Source organism: Streptomyces sp. CB01580, assembly GCF_001905795.1.
In the GTDB taxonomy this organism is placed as follows: domain Bacteria; phylum Actinomycetota; class Actinomycetes; order Streptomycetales; family Streptomycetaceae; genus Streptomyces.
The window spans coordinates 52,664-68,225 of record NZ_LIXJ01000001.1; the positions used below are offsets into that span (position 1 = coordinate 52,664).

Annotated in this window: 13 protein-coding genes and 2 pseudogenes; 5 read left to right on the plus strand and 10 right to left on the minus strand. The window is 69.5% G+C overall.

Going from position 1 to position 15,562, the window contains the following annotated elements; all coding sequences use genetic code 11:
* Positions 1–4: 4 nt before the first annotated feature.
* Together AMK22_RS00100 and AMK22_RS00105 are read right to left on the minus strand one after the other, a co-directional pair.
* The gene (locus AMK22_RS00100) at positions 5–262 is read right to left on the minus strand and encodes a phosphopantetheine-binding protein (protein ID WP_073781122.1); all 258 of its coding nucleotides are present in this window, start codon (positions 260–262) and stop codon (positions 5–7) included.
* Between the two features lie 3 nt (positions 263–265).
* Positions 266–1,141: an ACP S-malonyltransferase gene (locus AMK22_RS00105; RefSeq protein ID WP_073781123.1), complete on the minus strand. Its 876-nt coding sequence runs from the start codon at positions 1,139–1,141 to the stop codon at positions 266–268.
* Between the two features lie 295 nt (positions 1,142–1,436).
* On the opposite strand from AMK22_RS00105, the gene AMK22_RS00110 reads away from it, so the two are divergent.
* Positions 1,437–4,757, plus strand: coding sequence for a BTAD domain-containing putative transcriptional regulator (locus AMK22_RS00110; protein ID WP_242433774.1), 3,321 nt, complete (start codon positions 1,437–1,439; stop codon positions 4,755–4,757).
* 222 nt (positions 4,758–4,979) lie between these two features.
* Here the strand turns inward: AMK22_RS00110 and AMK22_RS00115 are convergent, their stop codons facing one another.
* Positions 4,980–6,068 (minus strand): LacI family DNA-binding transcriptional regulator, encoded by a 1,089-nt coding sequence (locus tag AMK22_RS00115; protein WP_073781125.1) that lies wholly within the window; start codon positions 6,066–6,068, stop codon positions 4,980–4,982.
* Positions 6,069–6,298: 230 nt separating this feature from the next.
* On the opposite strand from AMK22_RS00115, the gene AMK22_RS00120 reads away from it, so the two are divergent.
* From AMK22_RS00120 to AMK22_RS00135, 4 genes and pseudogenes are all read left to right on the plus strand, one after another.
* Positions 6,299–7,768: a purine-cytosine permease family protein gene (locus AMK22_RS00120; protein WP_073781126.1), complete on the plus strand. Its 1,470-nt coding sequence runs from the start codon at positions 6,299–6,301 to the stop codon at positions 7,766–7,768.
* A gap of 49 nt (positions 7,769–7,817) precedes the next feature.
* On the plus strand, positions 7,818–9,590 hold the full coding sequence (locus AMK22_RS00125) for an adenine deaminase C-terminal domain-containing protein (protein WP_073781127.1): 1,773 nt from the start codon (positions 7,818–7,820) through the stop codon (positions 9,588–9,590).
* A gap of 23 nt (positions 9,591–9,613) precedes the next feature.
* Complete coding sequence (gene add, locus AMK22_RS00130; protein ID WP_073781128.1) at positions 9,614–10,645, plus strand: adenosine deaminase; 1,032 nt, start codon at positions 9,614–9,616, stop codon at positions 10,643–10,645.
* Between the two features lie 97 nt (positions 10,646–10,742).
* A pseudogene (locus AMK22_RS00135) lies at positions 10,743–11,733 on the plus strand (tyrosine-type recombinase/integrase); the annotation flags it as partial.
* A gap of 230 nt (positions 11,734–11,963) precedes the next feature.
* Here the strand turns inward: AMK22_RS00135 and AMK22_RS42190 are convergent.
* The 7 genes and pseudogenes from AMK22_RS42190 to AMK22_RS00170 form a co-directional block, all read right to left on the minus strand.
* The gene (locus tag AMK22_RS42190; protein WP_199883098.1) at positions 11,964–12,164 is read right to left on the minus strand and encodes a hypothetical protein; all 201 of its coding nucleotides are present in this window, start codon (positions 12,162–12,164) and stop codon (positions 11,964–11,966) included.
* 112 nt (positions 12,165–12,276) lie between these two features.
* Complete coding sequence (locus AMK22_RS40440; protein ID WP_338014123.1) at positions 12,277–12,387, minus strand: hypothetical protein; 111 nt, start codon at positions 12,385–12,387, stop codon at positions 12,277–12,279.
* 938 nt (positions 12,388–13,325) lie between these two features.
* A pseudogene (locus AMK22_RS42195) lies at positions 13,326–13,391 on the minus strand (hypothetical protein); the annotation flags it as partial.
* Between the two features lie 162 nt (positions 13,392–13,553).
* Positions 13,554–13,751 (minus strand): hypothetical protein, encoded by a 198-nt coding sequence (locus AMK22_RS00150; RefSeq protein ID WP_073781129.1) that lies wholly within the window; start codon positions 13,749–13,751, stop codon positions 13,554–13,556.
* 252 nt (positions 13,752–14,003) lie between these two features.
* Positions 14,004–14,264: an Imm32 family immunity protein gene (locus AMK22_RS00155; protein ID WP_073781130.1), complete on the minus strand. Its 261-nt coding sequence runs from the start codon at positions 14,262–14,264 to the stop codon at positions 14,004–14,006.
* A gap of 590 nt (positions 14,265–14,854) precedes the next feature.
* Entirely contained in the window at positions 14,855–15,121 is a 267-nt protein-coding gene (locus AMK22_RS00165) for a DUF7848 domain-containing protein (RefSeq protein WP_073781131.1), read from the minus strand.
* Positions 15,114–15,455, minus strand: a complete 342-nt coding sequence (locus tag AMK22_RS00170) for a hypothetical protein (RefSeq protein ID WP_073781132.1) — start codon at positions 15,453–15,455, stop codon at positions 15,114–15,116. The genes AMK22_RS00165 and AMK22_RS00170 overlap by 8 nt, the downstream gene beginning before the upstream one ends.
* Between the last annotated feature and the right edge of the window lie 107 nt (positions 15,456–15,562).

Below are 15,562 nucleotides of genomic sequence, written 5' to 3' on the forward strand. Positions count from 1 at the left end.
TGCTTCAGTGGTCGTCGCGCTCGGCGATCTTCCTGGCCACGAAGGCGTCGATGGCTTCGAGGGAGGTGAAGACGTTCGCGATGAAATCCTCGTCCGTCATGTCGAGCGCGAAGTCCTTTTCGAGAGCGCTCAGGAGCTGGACGTACCCGAAGGAATCCATCACCCCGGCCTTGAAGAGATCGCTCGCGGCCGTCAGCTCGTCGTCGAACTCCACGAGGAACTGGTCCTCGACGAGTTTCTTTATGTGCCCCGCTCGGTCCATCTCTCACACCGCGCTTTCGGCTGGTTGGCTGTGGGTATCGGACTTCATCAGGCTGCGCACCATGCGGGTGAGGGAACGGCCGCCCATCTCCTCGCACTCCAGTCCCGTCCCCAGGGAGAGGAGACGGCGGATGCTGTCGGCCCACCGGACCGGCTCGACGAGCTGTCTGCCGAGCATGGCGGGGATCGTGTCGCGTTCGTGGGCGCGCGCGCTCGCGTTGGAGATCACGGCGGTCCGGGGTTGGGCGAACGTGAACTCCCCGAGGAATTTCTCGAATTCGGCGCGGACGGGCTCCATGTGCCGGGAGTGGAAGGCCGCGCCGACCCTCAGCGGGGCGTGGCGGATGCTCCGCCGCTTCAGTGCGGCGTGGGCCGCGTGCAGCGCCTGGTCGCTGCCGGCGATGACGACCTGGGTTTCGGTGTTGAAGGCCGCCAGGTCGATTCCCTCGACGCCGTCCTCGGCCAGGGCGTCGAGCAGGCGTGCGGGCGAGACGTCCATGACGGCCGTCATGCCGCCGCCGGTGGCCGCGGCCATGAGTTCGCCGCGTCGCTTGACGAGTCTCAGCCCCGTCTCGAAGTCGAAGACCCCCGCGGCCAGGAGCGCGTTGTACTCCCCGAGACTGTGTCCGAGGTAGCAGTCGGCGGGCCGCTCCTCGCGCCGCTCGCGCTCGAACGCGTGCAGCGCGTTGACGGTGTAGAGCGCGGGCTGTGTGCACTCCGTGCGGGAGAGCATGTCGTCCGGATTGTCGCGGCAGAGCGCGACGAGGTCGTAGTCGAGGAGGTCGCAGGCGTACCGCGTGAGGCCGGGGTAGCGGCCGAAGACGTCCGCGCCCATGCCCCGGAACTGCGAGCCCTGCCCCGGGAAGAGAACCGCCAACACCGTTGTGCCTCCCTGGTCCGCGCCGGATGGCCCACACCACCGGCGGCGCTGTGCCCATGCTGCGCCACACCCCTTGCCGCACGCTGGCCGGAATTCTGTTGCCGGTCCCCGGCGCCCTCCGCTTCCCTTGCCATTCGCTTGCGGATCACTTGCCGGTTCCCCGGATATATCCGGGAAACGGCCGTCTGATCGCTTACCGGCCATTCACCGGGCGCGATTCGCCGGAAGCAACATCCGCTGTTCTAGGATCAATTCATCGGGCGCGTCTCAAGCGTGAGAACGAATGGGGCCGAGTATGTCTGCACATCGGATAGGGATCACAACGACGCCCCCGCGCCCGCCCGCCCCCGACGGGCCGGTGCTCCAGGTCCTGGGGCCGATGTCGGCGCGGTACGCGGGACACGAGGTGCCGCTCGGACCGCCGCGCCGCCGGGCGCTGCTGGCCCTGCTGCTCATCAGACTGGGCCGGGTCGTCCCGACGTCCGCCCTGGTCGAAGGGCTCTGGCGGGACGACCCCCCGCTGCGGGCGGTGGCCACGCTGCAGAGCCATGTCTCCCATCTGCGCCGGTCGTTGGCCCCGGCGGGCGGTCCCGGTGGGGCCTCGGTGCTGCGTTACCAGGCCCCGGGGTACGTGCTCCAGCTGTCACCGGATCAGGTCGACGCCCAGCTCTTCGAGCAACTCGCCTCTTCTGGGCGACAGTTGTTGACGCGTGACCCGCTCGCCGCCCGTGACCGTCTCACCCGGGCCCTCTCCCTGTGGCGCGGCGCCCCGTACGCCGAGTTCGCCGCCCACCAGCCACTCGCCGACGAGAGCACCCGGCTTGAACAGGTCCGCCTCACCACCCTGGAGGCGTCCGCCGAGGCCGCGCTCGCGCTGGGGAGGCCCGCCGAGGTGGTGACCGAACTGGAGCGCGAGGCGCGCCAGCATCCGACGCGGGAGCGCCTGGTGGGGCATCTGATGACCGCCCTGTTCCGGACGGGCCGCCAGGCGGAGGCGCTGAAGGTGTACGAGTGGACGCGGGGCCATCTGGTGGAGGAGTACGGCGTGGACACGACGGCCGAGCTCCAGCGGCTGCACGTGGCACTCCTGCGGCAGGAGCTCGGTGACGAGGAGCCGGCCGGGGCGCCGGGGCGGTGGGCCGCGTCCGGGAGTGCGGGGGTCTCTGTCGGGGCCCCGCCGGTGTCCGGGGCGGCGCCCCGGGCGGTGGCGACCACGGCCCGTTCCTGTGCCGCCGGACCGGCGGCCCGGAGCCGCGCCCCCCGGGTCCGGCCGATCCTCTACGAACCGTCCCCGCGCAGGCCCGGTACGGCGCCGCCGATGACGGGCCGGGACCGGGAGCTGCGGCGCCTGGTCGTGGCGACGGCCGGTGCCGCCGATGGCCGCGGCCATCTCTCCTGCGTGTTCGGATCCTCGGGGCTCGGCAAGACCCATCTCGTGATGGAACTGGCCCAGCGGATCCGGGACGGGGACAGCGACATCGAGACGGTGCGGGGCAGTTCCTTCTCCGGGGAGGGCGTCCCGCAGTACTGGCTCTGGACGCAGGTGCTGCGCCTGCTGTCGGCCTCCCGGCCCGACGCCTTCCAGGAAGCCGCGGCGCCCTTCGGGACGTTGCTCGCCCCCTTGCTGCCCGGCTGGCGCGAGGCCGGGACGAGTGGTGGGCAGGGCTGCGAGCCGGAGGGTTCCCGGGACCCGTTCCGGGTGCACGACGCCGTCTGCGAGATCCTGTTCGCCCTGGCCGCGCGGCGTCCGCTGGTGCTGCTGCTGGAGGACGTGCACTGGGCGGACACCGCGTCCCTGGAGGTGCTGCGGCTGCTCGCCACCCGCCGTCAGGGACAGTGCCTCAGCATCGTCCTGACCGGCTGGGACCTGGAAGCGTGGCCGGACGCCTCCAGGTTCCGGTTGATGACCGAGGTGCTCAAGGGCCCCCGTACGGAGATCCTCCGGCTCACCGGACTGGCCCGGTCCGACGTCGCCGTGCTGGTCCACGCCCAGGCCGGACCGGGTGTCGACGAGCGTCTGGTGGACGCGTTGCACCGCCAGGGCACGGGCAGCCCGTACTTCGTCCTCCAGATGCTCTCCTACCTCGGCGGCGCGAGGGACCTGCGCGATTCCGGCGCCGCGGACGAACTCCTCGGCCTCGTCACGGCGTACGCGCGCAAGGTCCTGCGCCAGGAATTCGCCATGCTGCCGGAGCCGTTCCTGCGACTGCTCCGCCTGTGCGCGGTCGTCGCCCCCGACATCGAGGTGGACGCGTTGTGCCGTGCCTCCGACGGCAATTCGGCCATCGCGCTCGTGGAATCGGCGATCCGGTACGGTCTGCTGGCCCCGGACCCGAACCGCCCCGGACGATTGCGTCTCGGCTGTCCCCAGGCCCAGGAGGTGCTCACCGCCGAACTGACCGACGCGGCACGCGAACGACTGCACGCCCGGTACGCCGAGGCCCTGTCCATGCGGCCGGATGCGGAGAGCGCCCCCGAGCAGGCCGACCGCGTCGCCCACCATGCCTGGCACGCCAGGGGCGCCATGCCCGCGCAGCGCGTCCTGCCCTGGCTGCTGCGCGCCGCCGCGAACGCGGAGCCGCGTCTGGCATCGGACGACCGCGAGACATGGCTGCGCCGTGCGATGCGGACCGTCCGCCTGCTCCCGGACGACGCCTCCGCCCGCGAGCTGGAACACCGACTGCATCTGGAGCTCGGCCAACTGCTCGCGCACGTACGCGGGTTCGGGGACACGGAGGCCGAGGCGGAGTTCAACCGGGGCCGCGCCGAGGAGGCGGGCACCGCCGACGACCCGGTGGCCCTGTCGATGCTCGGCGCCTCGCTCCTCGTCCGCGGCCGCTACGACGATTCCCGTCAACTGGCGCTCCTGCTCAGGGACATCGCGGAGCGGACCGACGAACCGACGGCCCGGCTCGGTGCCGCGTACGGCGAGGCGACCGTGCTGTTCGTCCGTGGCCGGCTCTCCGAGGCGCTGGCGGAGCTGGAGCACGGCGTCGGGCTGGCCGACCGCTACTCCCGCGAGGGACGGCTTCCGGAACGGATGTACCAGTCCGACCCGCGCGTCTACTTCCGGTGCTACGAGGTGCTGGCCCGCTGGCTGACCGGCGACCGGGACACGGTGGCCGAGCAGCGCCGCGGCCTGCTGCGGCTGACGCGGCACGACAGCAGGCCCTGGGACCGGATCCACGCCCTCTACTCCCATGCGGTGGTAGCCACCTGGGAGGGCGATGTCGAGACGGCGCGGTCCTCCTGCGCCGAGGGCATCGGACTGGCCGTCGAGCACGGTCTGTACTACTGGAAGATGATGCTCCGCCTGCCGCTGGGATGGGCTCTGGCCCACTCCGGGCGGGGCGAGGGGATCGCCGAGATGAGGGACGCGCTCGCGGAACTGCGCCTGAGCGGCACACGCATCCGCCAGCCCCTCCACCTGGGCCTGCTCGCCCAGGCCCAGCACCACGTGGGACAGGTGGAGGAAGCGGTGGACACGCTGCGCACCCTGCTCGCGGTCGTCGAGCTCCGGAGCGAGTACGTGTACCTCCACTCCGCCCTGCCCGCCACGCGCCTGCTGCGCGACCTCCTGGGCGGGGGCCTCCTGGAGCCGTCCCTGCGCGAGTGAGCCGCGGGCGACCGCACGAGCGGTGCGCGCCGGGGCCGGGCCCCCTGAGCCCTCTCGGCACCTCGGCGATAAACGTCCGGCTGGACGCCCGCTCGGCCCGGCGGGGGCCACCGGGCCGTGCGGGAGCGCCGTCGCGGCGGGGCCCGGGATCCGTCGGTGCCTTCACCGCCCCGGTCCGAGCCCTGCCGCCGCACCGGGTGCCCTCGGGCGCCGTCCGGGGCCTCAGTGCTCCGTGCGCACCGGACGGGTGGAGGCGCGCGGCAGCAGCCTGGCCGGGACGAGACGGTGTTCGGGCCGGGCTCCGGCCGGCGGTGGCCGTCGTATCACGTCGATCAGCAGCTCGGCCGCCTGTCTGCCGATCTCCTCCGGGGCCAGGTCGAGCGCCGTGAGCTCGGGGCGCGCGCTGCGCGCGAACTCCCCGTCCGCGCCGACCACGATCTGCACGTCGTGGGGAACGCCCAGGCCGAGTTCGCGGCAGACGGCGAGAGTGGCGAAGCCGAACTTCTCCATCACGACGTACAGCGCGTCGGGCCGGTCGGTGCGGGCGAGCAGGCGGCGCGCGGCGGCGGTGGAATCGGTCCCGGACTCGGCCCGGTCCATGAGCACGGGACGGCCGGTTCGCCCGCACCAGTCGCGGTAGGCGTCGGCCGCGTCCTCGTCGTAGGACTGGCCGGTCGATCCGGTCAGCAGGCCGATGCGGCGGGCGCCGGTGGCGGCGAGATGGTCGAGGGCGGCGACGGCGCAGGTGGACAGCTCGTTGTCGACCCAGGGGAAGGCGTCCTTGCGGGACAGGTCACGCCCGGTGGTGACGACGGGGACACCCATGCCGGAGAGGCGGCCGAGCAGCGGATCGTCGGTGAGCGGGTCGATGACGATCGTGCCGTCCAGCGGCAGCGAGTCGAAGGGGCGCCCGTCCAGGGACGGCGGGACCAGCACGAGGGAGTAGTCGTGCGCCATCGCCGTCCACGTCGCCGCGTTCACGATCTTGACGAAGTACTCGATGTCGGTGATGCCGCCCTCGACGGCCGTGCGGTGGGTGAGACCGAGCAGCCCGGTACGGGCTCCGCGCAGCCCGCGCGCGTTGGGATTGGCGCGATAGCCGATCTCCGCGGCGACGGCGAGGACCCGCTCACGGGTCTCGGCCCCGACCCGGCCGACCCCGTTGAGCGCGTGCGAGGCAGTGGTGACGGAGACACCGGCCCGGCGGGCGACCTCGCGCAGCCCGCCCCCCTTGGGCGCGCCCGGCGCGCGGGAGGCGGCACGCGCGTTCCGGGGCCGGCCGGGCCCCGTCGGCTCTGTGACATCTGACATGGCGTCGAGCTTACCGTTTGACTGCCAAAACGTTTAGGCAGTACCGTCCGCCACGTTGCCAAAACGTTTGGGCAAGCCCCCGCACCTATCCGGGGACGCGCCCAGCGGGCTGCCGACCCCCTCGCACACCGTCGTGCGCCCCGTGTTCCGGCCTCGCCGGACCTCCCCGTACATCACCCGTCCCGTCCCCCCAGGCCGGGACGCGAGTCCGCAAAGGACGCCTGCCGACCATGGCCGAGGCCACCACCGCCGCTCCGCCCGGATCCACCGGGACCACCCCGTCCGCCGCGCCCACCGCCTCCACCGCGTCCGTCTTCACGGTCGAACAGCGCGGCATCGACGCCGTACCCGCCGAGGAGCGCCAGGGCGGGCCCAGCCGGCTCCTCGGGCTCTGGGCCGGGACCAACACCACCGTCTTCACGGTCGTCTACGGAGCGCTCGTCGTCTCCTTCGGCCTGTCCTTCTGGTACGCGGTCGCGCTGATCGTCGCCGGCAACGTGCTGGGCTTCGCCGTCACCGGTCTGACCAGCCTCCAGGGCCCGCGCACCGGCACCTCCACGCACTCGATCTCGCGGGCCGCCTTCGGTCCGCGCGGCGGAAAGCTCCCCGCCCTGCTGAGCTGGGTGATGCTCGTCGGGTTCGAGGCGGGGGGCATGGTGCTGATCGTGCTCGCCGGGCTCGCGCTGCTCGACCAGGCCGGAGTCACCGCCGGCACACCCGTGAAACTGCTGGTCATCGCCGTCGCCGCGGGTCTGCAGATGCTGCTGCCGCTGGCCGGCTACCACCTGATCATGAAGGTGCAGAAGTACTTCGCCTGGATCTTCGCCGCGATGTTCGCGGTGATGGCGTTCCTCGTCTTTCCCAAGGCGGACTTCGCCGGCCACGGCGAGGCGCCCTCCCTCGTCACCGTCTCCCTGGTCCTTGCCATGGTCACCGCGTCGGGCGGCCTGTCCTGGGCCGACATGGGCAGCGACTACTCGCGCTACCTGCCCGCCGACTCCGCGCCCCGCAAGGTGTTCGCCTGCGCCGCGCTCGGCGGCATGGTGCCCAACATCCTGCTCCAGATCCTCGGCGCCGCCGTCGCCACCGCGACCACCAACGCCGCCGACCCGATCTCCGGTCTGCCGGAGATCCTGCCCGGCTGGTTTAGCACGCCGTACCTGCTGCTCGCGATCGTCTCGCTGCTCGCCGTGAACACCACGGACATGTACTCCTCCGGCCTGAACCTCCTGGCCGTCGGCCTGCCGATCAAGCGCTGGATGGTCGTCTTCATCGACCTGACGCTGTGCACCGGCATCACGCTGTGGGCGGTCTTCTCCGCCGACTTCTACACCCTGCTGTCGAACTTCCTGAGCCTGATCGTGCTGTGGCTCGGCCCGTGGGCCGCCGTCTACCTGACCGACTGGGCGCTGCGCCGGGGCCGCTACGACGTGCCGTCCCTGTTCCCCGGGGAGACCGGCCGCCGGGGCATCTACTGGCACCGGGGCGGCGTCCGCCCGGCCGGTCTGGTCGCGGTGCTGCTGGGTCTGGCCGCCGCCGTGCTCTGGGTCGACTCCACCGTCTTCGTCGGCCCGCTCTCCCGCGCCGCGGGCGGCCTGGACCTCTCGGTGTTCGCCGGGGCCCTCGTCGCCGGGGTCGCGTACTGGCTGCTCGCCCGCCGCGACGTCCGGGCCGAGGCCGAACTGTCCCCCGCCGCCTGATCCCTCACGCCTTCCTCTCCGCCCTCGTACCACTTCTGGAGCCAACCGCATGAACCAGCCCAGCCTCCGCGCGCTCATCGACGCCTCCGAGGGCGTCGTCAAGGCCGACCGCGTCATCAGGGGCGGACAGCTCGTCAATGTCTGCACCGGCGAGATCTACCCGGCCGACGTCGCCATCACGGGCGACCGGATCGCCGCGACCGGCGACGTCTCGGCGTACGAGGGCCCGGACACCGAGATCGTCGACGCGACCGGCAAGTACCTGACGCCGGGGCTCATCGACGGACACCTGCACCTGGAGTGCTCGAAGCTGTCGGTGACGATGTTCGCCGACGCCGCCGTCCGCTACGGCACCACCTCGGTCGTCTCCGGGCTCGACCAGTTCCTCGTCGTCGCCGGCCTGGACGGGGTACGTGAGGCGCTGCGCGAGGCGGATGCGAGCCCCATGAAGATCTTCTGGGGGGCACCGTTCAAGACGCCTTACACGCTGCCCGAGACGACGGTCGGCTTCTCCTTCGGGCCGGACGAGCACGCCGAGACGCAGGACTGGGCGGACTGCTTCGGCGTGTGGGAGACCGTCGCCGAGTTCGTCCTCAACCGTGACGAGAAGGTGCTGCGCGCCCTCGAACTCGCCCACCGCAACCGTCTGCCGATCTTCGGCTGCGCGCCCATGGCCGCCACCACCACGATCAACGCGCTCTCGGCCGCGGGCGTCCGGCTCGACCACGAGAGCTACACCGCCGAGGAGGCCCTGGAGAAGCTGCGCGCCGGCATGTCGCTGCTGATCCGTGAGTCGTCGGTGGCGCACTTCATGAACGAGAACGTGCGCACGGTCACCGAGTTCGGCGCCCAGTCGCGGCGCGTCGGCTTCTGCACGGACGACATGCACGTCGCCGACATCCTGCGCGAGGGCCACCTCGACAAGCTGGTGCGCATGGCGATCGCGGCGGGCGTGCGGCCGGTCGAGGCGATCCAGATGGCGACGCTCAACTGCGCGGAGATGTACCGCATCGACCACCTCGTCGGCTCGATCACGCCGGGGCGCTACGCGGACGTGCTGATCGTCGACTCCCCCGAGTCGTTCCAGGTGGAGCGGGTGTTCGCGCGCGGCAGGCTGGTCGCGGAGGGCGGCCGGACCGTCGAGGCGCCGCGGGCCCCGGAGCGCTCCGCCGCCCTCTCCCCCGCCTTCCGGGTCGCCCCGGTCACCGAGGACTCGATCGGCGTCGCGACCGAGGGCGACGAGGCCCGGGTCCTGGTCGTCGAGATGGACCGCACCGTGCCGTTCGTGCGCAAGGGCGTGGAGATGACGCTGCCGGTCGTCGACGGCAGGGTCCGCGCCGACCTCGCGCAGGACGCCCTGTACGTCACGGTGTCGGAGCGCTACGGGAAGAACGGCGGCGGCACCGTCACCGCGATGATCAACGGCTTCGGCCTGCGCTCCGGCGCGATCGCCTCGTCCGCCGCCCCCGACGACAACAACATCGTCTGCGTCGGTGCCGACCGCGCCGACATGGCCCTGGCCGTGAACCACCTGGCCGAGCAGGGCGGCGGCCAGGTCGTCGTGGACGGCGGAGAGATCAAGGAGTTCCTGCCGCTGCCGGTGGCCGGCATCGTGGCCGACCTCGCCCCCGAGGAGATGGCCGCCGCGGAGGACCGTCTGGAGGCCGCCGCCCGCGTGCTCGGCTGTGAACTCCCCTCCGCCTTCGGATACCTGATCTTCCTGGAGATCACCGCCATCCCGGAGTACGCCGTGACCGACCTGGGTGTCGTCAACTACCACACCCAGGACGTCGTCGACATCCTGAACCCCGCCGCCAACTGACGCATCCAGTCGAGGAGTTCACCATGACCACCACACCCGCCCCCGTGGACGCGTTCATCGCCGGCCTGCCCAAGTGCGAACTGCACCTGCACATCGAGGGCACCCTCGAACCGGGCCTGAAGTTCGCCCTGGCGCAGCGCAACGGCATCGAGCTGCCGTACGCGGACGAGACCGCGCTGCGCGCCGCGTACGACTTCCACGACCTGCCCGGCTTCCTCTCCGTCTACTACGAGGGCATGTCCGTGCTCCGCACCGAGCAGGACTTCTACGACCTCGCGGCGGCCTACGCGGCCAAGGCGCACTCCCAGAACGTGCGCTACGCGGAGATCTTCTTCGACCCGCAGGCGCACACCGCGCGCGGCGTCGCCTTCGACACCGTCATCCGCGGTCTGACCCGCGCCCTCGACGACGCCGAGCGCGCCACCGGTTTCCGGGGCCGCCTCGTGATGTGCTTCCTGCGCGACTTCCAGGCCGAGTTCGCGATGACCACGCTGGTGCAGGCGCTCCCCTACAAGGAGTGGATCATTGGCGTCGGCCTGGACTCGGACGAGGCGGGCAACCCTCCGGTGAAGTTCCGCGAGGTCTTCGCCCGGGCGCGCGCCGAGGGCTTCCGACTGACGATGCACTGCGACGTCGACCAGAAGAACTCGACGGAGCACATCCGCCAGGTCATCGAGGAGATCGGCGTCGACCGCATCGACCACGGGGTGAACGCCCTGGAGGACCCGTCGCTGATCGAGCGGATCCGCGAGCGCGGCCTCGGCCTGACGGTGTGTCCGATCTCCAACGCGCATGTCACCGACGGCATGAAGGCCGCGGAGATCCGCGCCCTGCTCGACCAGGACGTCAAGGTGACGGTCAACTCCGACGACCCCGCGTACTTCCCGGGCTACGTCGCGGAGAACCTGGCCGCCCTGCGCGGGCCCGCGTCCCTCTCCGACGCCGACCTGGTGCGCCTCCAGCGCAACGCGATCGAGATCTCCTGGGCGGCCCCCGCCGTCCGCGAGGAGTTCCTCGCGGAGCTGACGGCCTACGCGGAGCACGGCGGGGTCTGACTTCTCCCGGGCGAGCGGAGACCGCTGGACCCGCCCTCGACCGCGCCCCTGAATCGCCCGGATGCCGACCACATTCTCTGGTTCGGCACCCGGGCGATGCAGTCGGCGTCACACCATCCCACCGCTGTCCAAGCATCCGACCAATCCCCCGGGTGGATCCTGCCACGTCCGCGCCTTCCTCTACCGACTCCGCACCACCTGCCAGTGCTGCACCCAGGACCTGGGCGCCGAACGGAAGGCACGCTGCGCGGTCGGCGAGTGCTGTCAGAAGCAGTTGTCGCCCTCGACCGTGGCCTACCGGCACTCGGTCCTCAAGTCGGCGCTGGAACACGCCGTCCGCGAAAACGAGCTGCCCCGCAGCGTTGCCCGAAACGTCAAAGCCGCCACGTCCAGCCCCAGGCGCTTCCGGTCCCTCACTGCGGGCGAGGCCCGCCAGTTCCTCAATGCTGCCCGCGAACGACCGAATCCACGCGCTGTACGAAATCACCCTGCGCACCGGACCCCGCAAAGGCGAACTCCTCAGCCTCCACTGGGAAGACCTCGACCTCGACGCGGGCACCGTCGCAATCCGCCGAACCTTGCCGCGCACCACCGCAGGCGGCCTCACCACGCTGCCCACCAAGACTCGCGCCTCCGAACGCCGCATCGCCCTCCCCACCCGCTGTGCCCAGTCGCTGAAGCTCCACCACGAACAGCAGCAGCGCGAGCGCGAGGCAGCAGACACCGCGTGGCAGCACAGCGGGCAGGTGTTCACCACTGCGCAGGGCGGATCGGTCGACCCGACCAATCTCAGCCGCGCCTTCACCACGCTCCTCCGCAAGGCCGGCCTCCGCCGCATCCGCTTCCACGACCTCCGCCACTCGACCGCCACCCTCCTCCTGGTACAAGGCGTCGAACTCGTCGTGATCAAGGAACTCCTCGGCCGCGCCCACATCGGCGTCACCGCCACCGTCTACGCCCACGTCCGCCTCCGCCTCCAGCGCGACGCCATCGACCTTCTCGGACGCGCCCTCCGTAAGCCTGCTGAGGCCACCAGTCAGCGCGACGACGGCGACAACCCGCCGCTGTGCGCAGTCCCCGTCCGCTGACGTTGCCGTCAAGCCGTCAAGCCGTCAAAACCATCTGAAGCCCCACCAGGCACCGCCTGATAGGGCTTCAGATTTGCGGAGTTGAGCGACTACGAACCTCGGCACCCGCCCAGGAACTCACGTACCGCCGAGGCGCTGGTCCGCCATTCGGAGATGGAATTTCCGTCTTAATCGACAGTGAGTCGTGACCTTACTGAAGACCACGGCTCAAGAGGGTCGAAATCCCCCTCCTACTCATCCAGGAAGGTGATCGATTTCTGGATAATCACATCTTCCCCTCGCCTATAAAGCGGCCAACAGAAGATGAAATTGCTGGCTTCCGAATTGGTGATCGAAGCAACGAGGCAGGAGTCAATTTCCTCCCCGTCGAAAATCACCTGAAGCGAATCACGCCAAATATGTTTATACTCCTCGATGCTCCAGTAGGACAGATCTACGTAGAACTACTCCGCGAAGTCACCAACAGTGATCCTCCCGGTTGCTCCCGACTCTTGGAGCAAGGTGGCCGGAGGCCGATCCGATGCAACCTCGATAGAGAAGGCGTCAGTTCTTGATGTAGTTGAGATCTGCATCATAGGTGCCAATCCTGTCGCCGCGGCGGCTGAATACCTTGCAGCCCCCAGACACGTTGCGCCCATCGATATCGGGAGTGATGTAGTTCTTGCGGTTGAAAAATACGTCTTGTCCGTGCGAGTTGAACGGCGCTTTTGGGGCAAAATTCCCCTGTTGTACCCCAGAGCTCCCGCGTGATCCCTTAGCGTACCGGCGTAAAGTTCTCGGTTCTGCGCACTGCGCGCGGCTACCGAATCAGGATGATACGGGTCACCCTTCAATGCGGGAGAGGAAGTATAGCCCTCAGGAAGATCACAGTTGCTGTTGTGAACGAGTACAGGTGTCTCGCCCGCCAGCCCATAGTACGTGTGCGCGCTGATCGGTCGTCACCTGCATTTTCGCTGGTCAGCGAATTCCGGCCTGTCCGTGGGCGTGCGTGGAAGTGCCGTGCTCTGCAACCGTGTTGCCGTCGGCTTTACCGTCAGACGGCTACGCGCGTGAGGACGGTGGAGTGGGCTTTGGCCGGTGTCCTGCCCGGGTTGGGGTCGGGCATGGTCAGGGGGCCGTACGCTGGCCCGGCAACTCGGGCAGGTCGTGATCCTGCCCGGAATTTGAACGAGTGGCCCCCTGGCCTTGCCCGACGCGGGCCCCGGCCCGGGGAGGTGGGTAAAGCCACGGAGCCGACCGTCCCCACCTCCGCGCCTATGCCCTGGCCAACTCCCTGCCGTCGCCTCGCCGTCGGCCTGGCGTTCGTCGTTCGGGCGCGTCCGGATTTCTCCGCGCTTCCGGCACAACGCTGTGCTGTTCCTGCGCGGCCTGGTCGCTGGCCGGCCCGCGGTGGCGGAGCCGAGAGCGGGCCGGGTGGGCGGCCGTGCCGCGCGCGACCCCCGCCAGCGGGTCGCCTTGAAGACGTAGAGAAAGTTTGGACGCATCCCGCTCCGGCAGTACGCCGTGGTCGGTGGCCGAGCGTCCGGCTGGGCTGCTGGCCTGGCGCGATGGTCTGCGGGTTGTGGTTCCGGTTCCGGCTGACGGTGGGGGTTCTACTCGGCGCGGGTGGCCTTGGCGTGGTCGGTGAAGACGCGTCTGAAGAGGTCGTGGCCGGTGCGTCCGGTATGGCGAAGTGCCCAGTCCTGCGCGGCTTCCTGCTCGGCGGGGGGGTCCGGATTCGGCTCCGCAGCCGGGCGCGGCGCAGAACGTCTCGTAGGTGATGCCGCCTTCGGGCGCGTGGCGGATGGTGTGAACGACGTGCCGGTAGACCGCGCGGGGGCTCACTGATGGCCCTCCGGGTGACGTCGCATGTAGACGTTGCAGTCGCTGACGGTGGTCATGTCGCCGACCGCGCGGGCCCGGTCGCGCACGTTGGCCAGCTCGGCACAGCCCGCGCAGCCTTCGACGGGCGTCGGCTCAGGATCCAGGCGCAAGGAAGGTTCAACCGGCGGGGTCGAGTACCTGGTCGGCTCCGTCATGCACATCGCCACCTCTCGAACGTCACACGGCCGACCCCGGCAACGCGCTCAGCTCACCCCAGAGATGCACCGACGAGCCGTCCGCCACGATGGCCGTCCACTGACGGTGCCGTCACCGTTACCGTCAAGGCGGAGAGGAAGTTGACGTATCAGACGCACCGAAGGCCCCGAGACTGCAAATGCAAAGTCTCGGGGCCTTCAGTGCGTCTATCAACACAGACCGCGATCAGCCGAAAAGGATGCCGAAGAGACTCAGTCTGCCATCCGCTCCAGGATCAGATCAATCTCGGATTCGATCTCTTGGTCAGCAGCAAGGTGGACATGCATCCCATTACTTACGCCCTCCTGCGCAAGCGTAAGAAGGTGTCGCGCCAATGAAGTTAGCCCTGCACGGTTGGCCTTAATGAGCACTTCCGATCGAGTCGCAGAGACCATGATCTCAAATCCCTCATCCCATGAGAAGCGCAGCCCTTCATCAGGCCGGTAATCGGGGGTGACAATCACTTGCTCCATCGAGTGCTCCTAACTTACTGACTAGTGACTTTGCTGCCCGAGGCAAGTATTAACTCCCTCGGGCAGTAAAGCCACTAGAATTGCCCTACTCGAGATAGATGTGTCGATTCTCGACGACCATCATTTTTCCAGGCTTCTTCGGATTGGGGGCGAGTCGCTCAAAATTCATGTGCGGGCCACCGCCATGTTGTCCAGTGATATCCGATTCACCCATTCTTGCAACACGTGTACCGTCCCTCGAAACGTACCGCCCGCTACCCGGAACAGTCTCCTTGTATCCAGAACCAAGCCACTTCTCTGCCGAATTGAGCGCATCGTTCGTCGGTATGCGGGTTCCGTCCACCGGGTGGCCATCGCCGTCGTACTTACGCAGCGAGGTCCACGGACAATTTGCATTGTGAACGAGGACCGGAGTCTCGCCCGCCAGCACATAGTACGTGTGCTACGCGGCACCCCTCTACCTGCTTCTTCGCAGGTCAGCGTGGGTTTTGCGTTCCGCTGGCGTCCGTGGTTGTGCGGGGAAATCCGTGGGTGTTGCCGTCGCTACTGCCGTCAGGGGGCGCGGGCGGCGGGCGCGACGTGAGGGCCCGCTACTGCCATGCGCCGGGTTCGGCGCGGAGGGTGGCGCGGGTAGTGCGGTGGTAGAAGTCGTGGCCGGTGGCGGCGCAGTGTTCGGCGATCCAGCGGGTCAGCTCCTCCTCAGCGTGGAGTTCGCCGGAGGTGGCGCCGCAGTCGTGGTCTTCGCCGGTGACGCAGACGGCCTCGAAGGTGGGCAGGGTCATGGGGTCCACGACGGCGGTCACGTGGTACTCGCGGAAGCGGTAGCGCTTCCGGGTCGGCGTGCCGGTGTCATGCATGCTCGGCCGCTTCTTCCTGCGGGTCGGGGATGCGCTGTCCGCGTGACTCGGCAACCCGGAGCGCGTCGGTAAGGGCTTCGACCAGTCGGGAGGCGAGCCAGCGGTACTCGGTGGCCGACAGGGCCCGCGCACCAGGGGTCAGGACTTCGCGGGCGTGTTCCAGCAGCTCCTCACCCATGCCGAGTTGGACGGCTTCGATGCTGTCGGCGAGCGTGGACAGGTAGCCCTTGCCGTCGGTGCTCAGGTAGCAGGGGTTCCCGTCCGGGGTGGTCCAGGGCAGTAAGCGGGGGCCGGCCAGCCCCGTTGCCGCGTCGTACAGTTCCCTGCGCCGCATGCGGTCCGCGTCGCTCCTGGGCCTGTTCACCGTGCACCCCCGGTCGGGTCGCTGATAGGGACACGGTGACCGTAGATGCCTGACTGCCCGTCACTCCATGTGAGTGG

Excerpts from the sequence above, each read along its gene's own strand:
- AMK22_RS00155 (WP_073781130.1), bottom strand. The coding sequence starts at position 14,264 with ATGGAGCAAGTGATTGTCACCCCCGATTACCGGCCTGATGAAGGGCTG.
- AMK22_RS00115 (WP_073781125.1), bottom strand. The coding sequence starts at position 6,068 with ATGTCAGATGTCACAGAGCCGACGGGGCCCGGCCGGCCCCGGAACGCG.
- AMK22_RS00150 (WP_073781129.1), bottom strand. The coding sequence starts at position 13,751 with ATGACGGAGCCGACCAGGTACTCGACCCCGCCGGTTGAACCTTCCTTG.
- AMK22_RS00125 (WP_073781127.1), top strand. The coding sequence starts at position 7,818 with ATGAACCAGCCCAGCCTCCGCGCGCTCATCGACGCCTCCGAGGGCGTC.
- AMK22_RS00165 (WP_073781131.1), bottom strand. The coding sequence starts at position 15,121 with ATGCATGACACCGGCACGCCGACCCGGAAGCGCTACCGCTTCCGCGAG.
- AMK22_RS00110 (WP_242433774.1), top strand. The coding sequence starts at position 1,437 with ATGTCTGCACATCGGATAGGGATCACAACGACGCCCCCGCGCCCGCCC.
- AMK22_RS00100 (WP_073781122.1), bottom strand. The coding sequence starts at position 262 with ATGGACCGAGCGGGGCACATAAAGAAACTCGTCGAGGACCAGTTCCTC.
- AMK22_RS00120 (WP_073781126.1), top strand. The coding sequence starts at position 6,299 with ATGGCCGAGGCCACCACCGCCGCTCCGCCCGGATCCACCGGGACCACC.
- AMK22_RS00170 (WP_073781132.1), bottom strand. The coding sequence starts at position 15,455 with ATGCGGCGCAGGGAACTGTACGACGCGGCAACGGGGCTGGCCGGCCCC.
- add (WP_073781128.1), top strand. The coding sequence starts at position 9,614 with ATGACCACCACACCCGCCCCCGTGGACGCGTTCATCGCCGGCCTGCCC.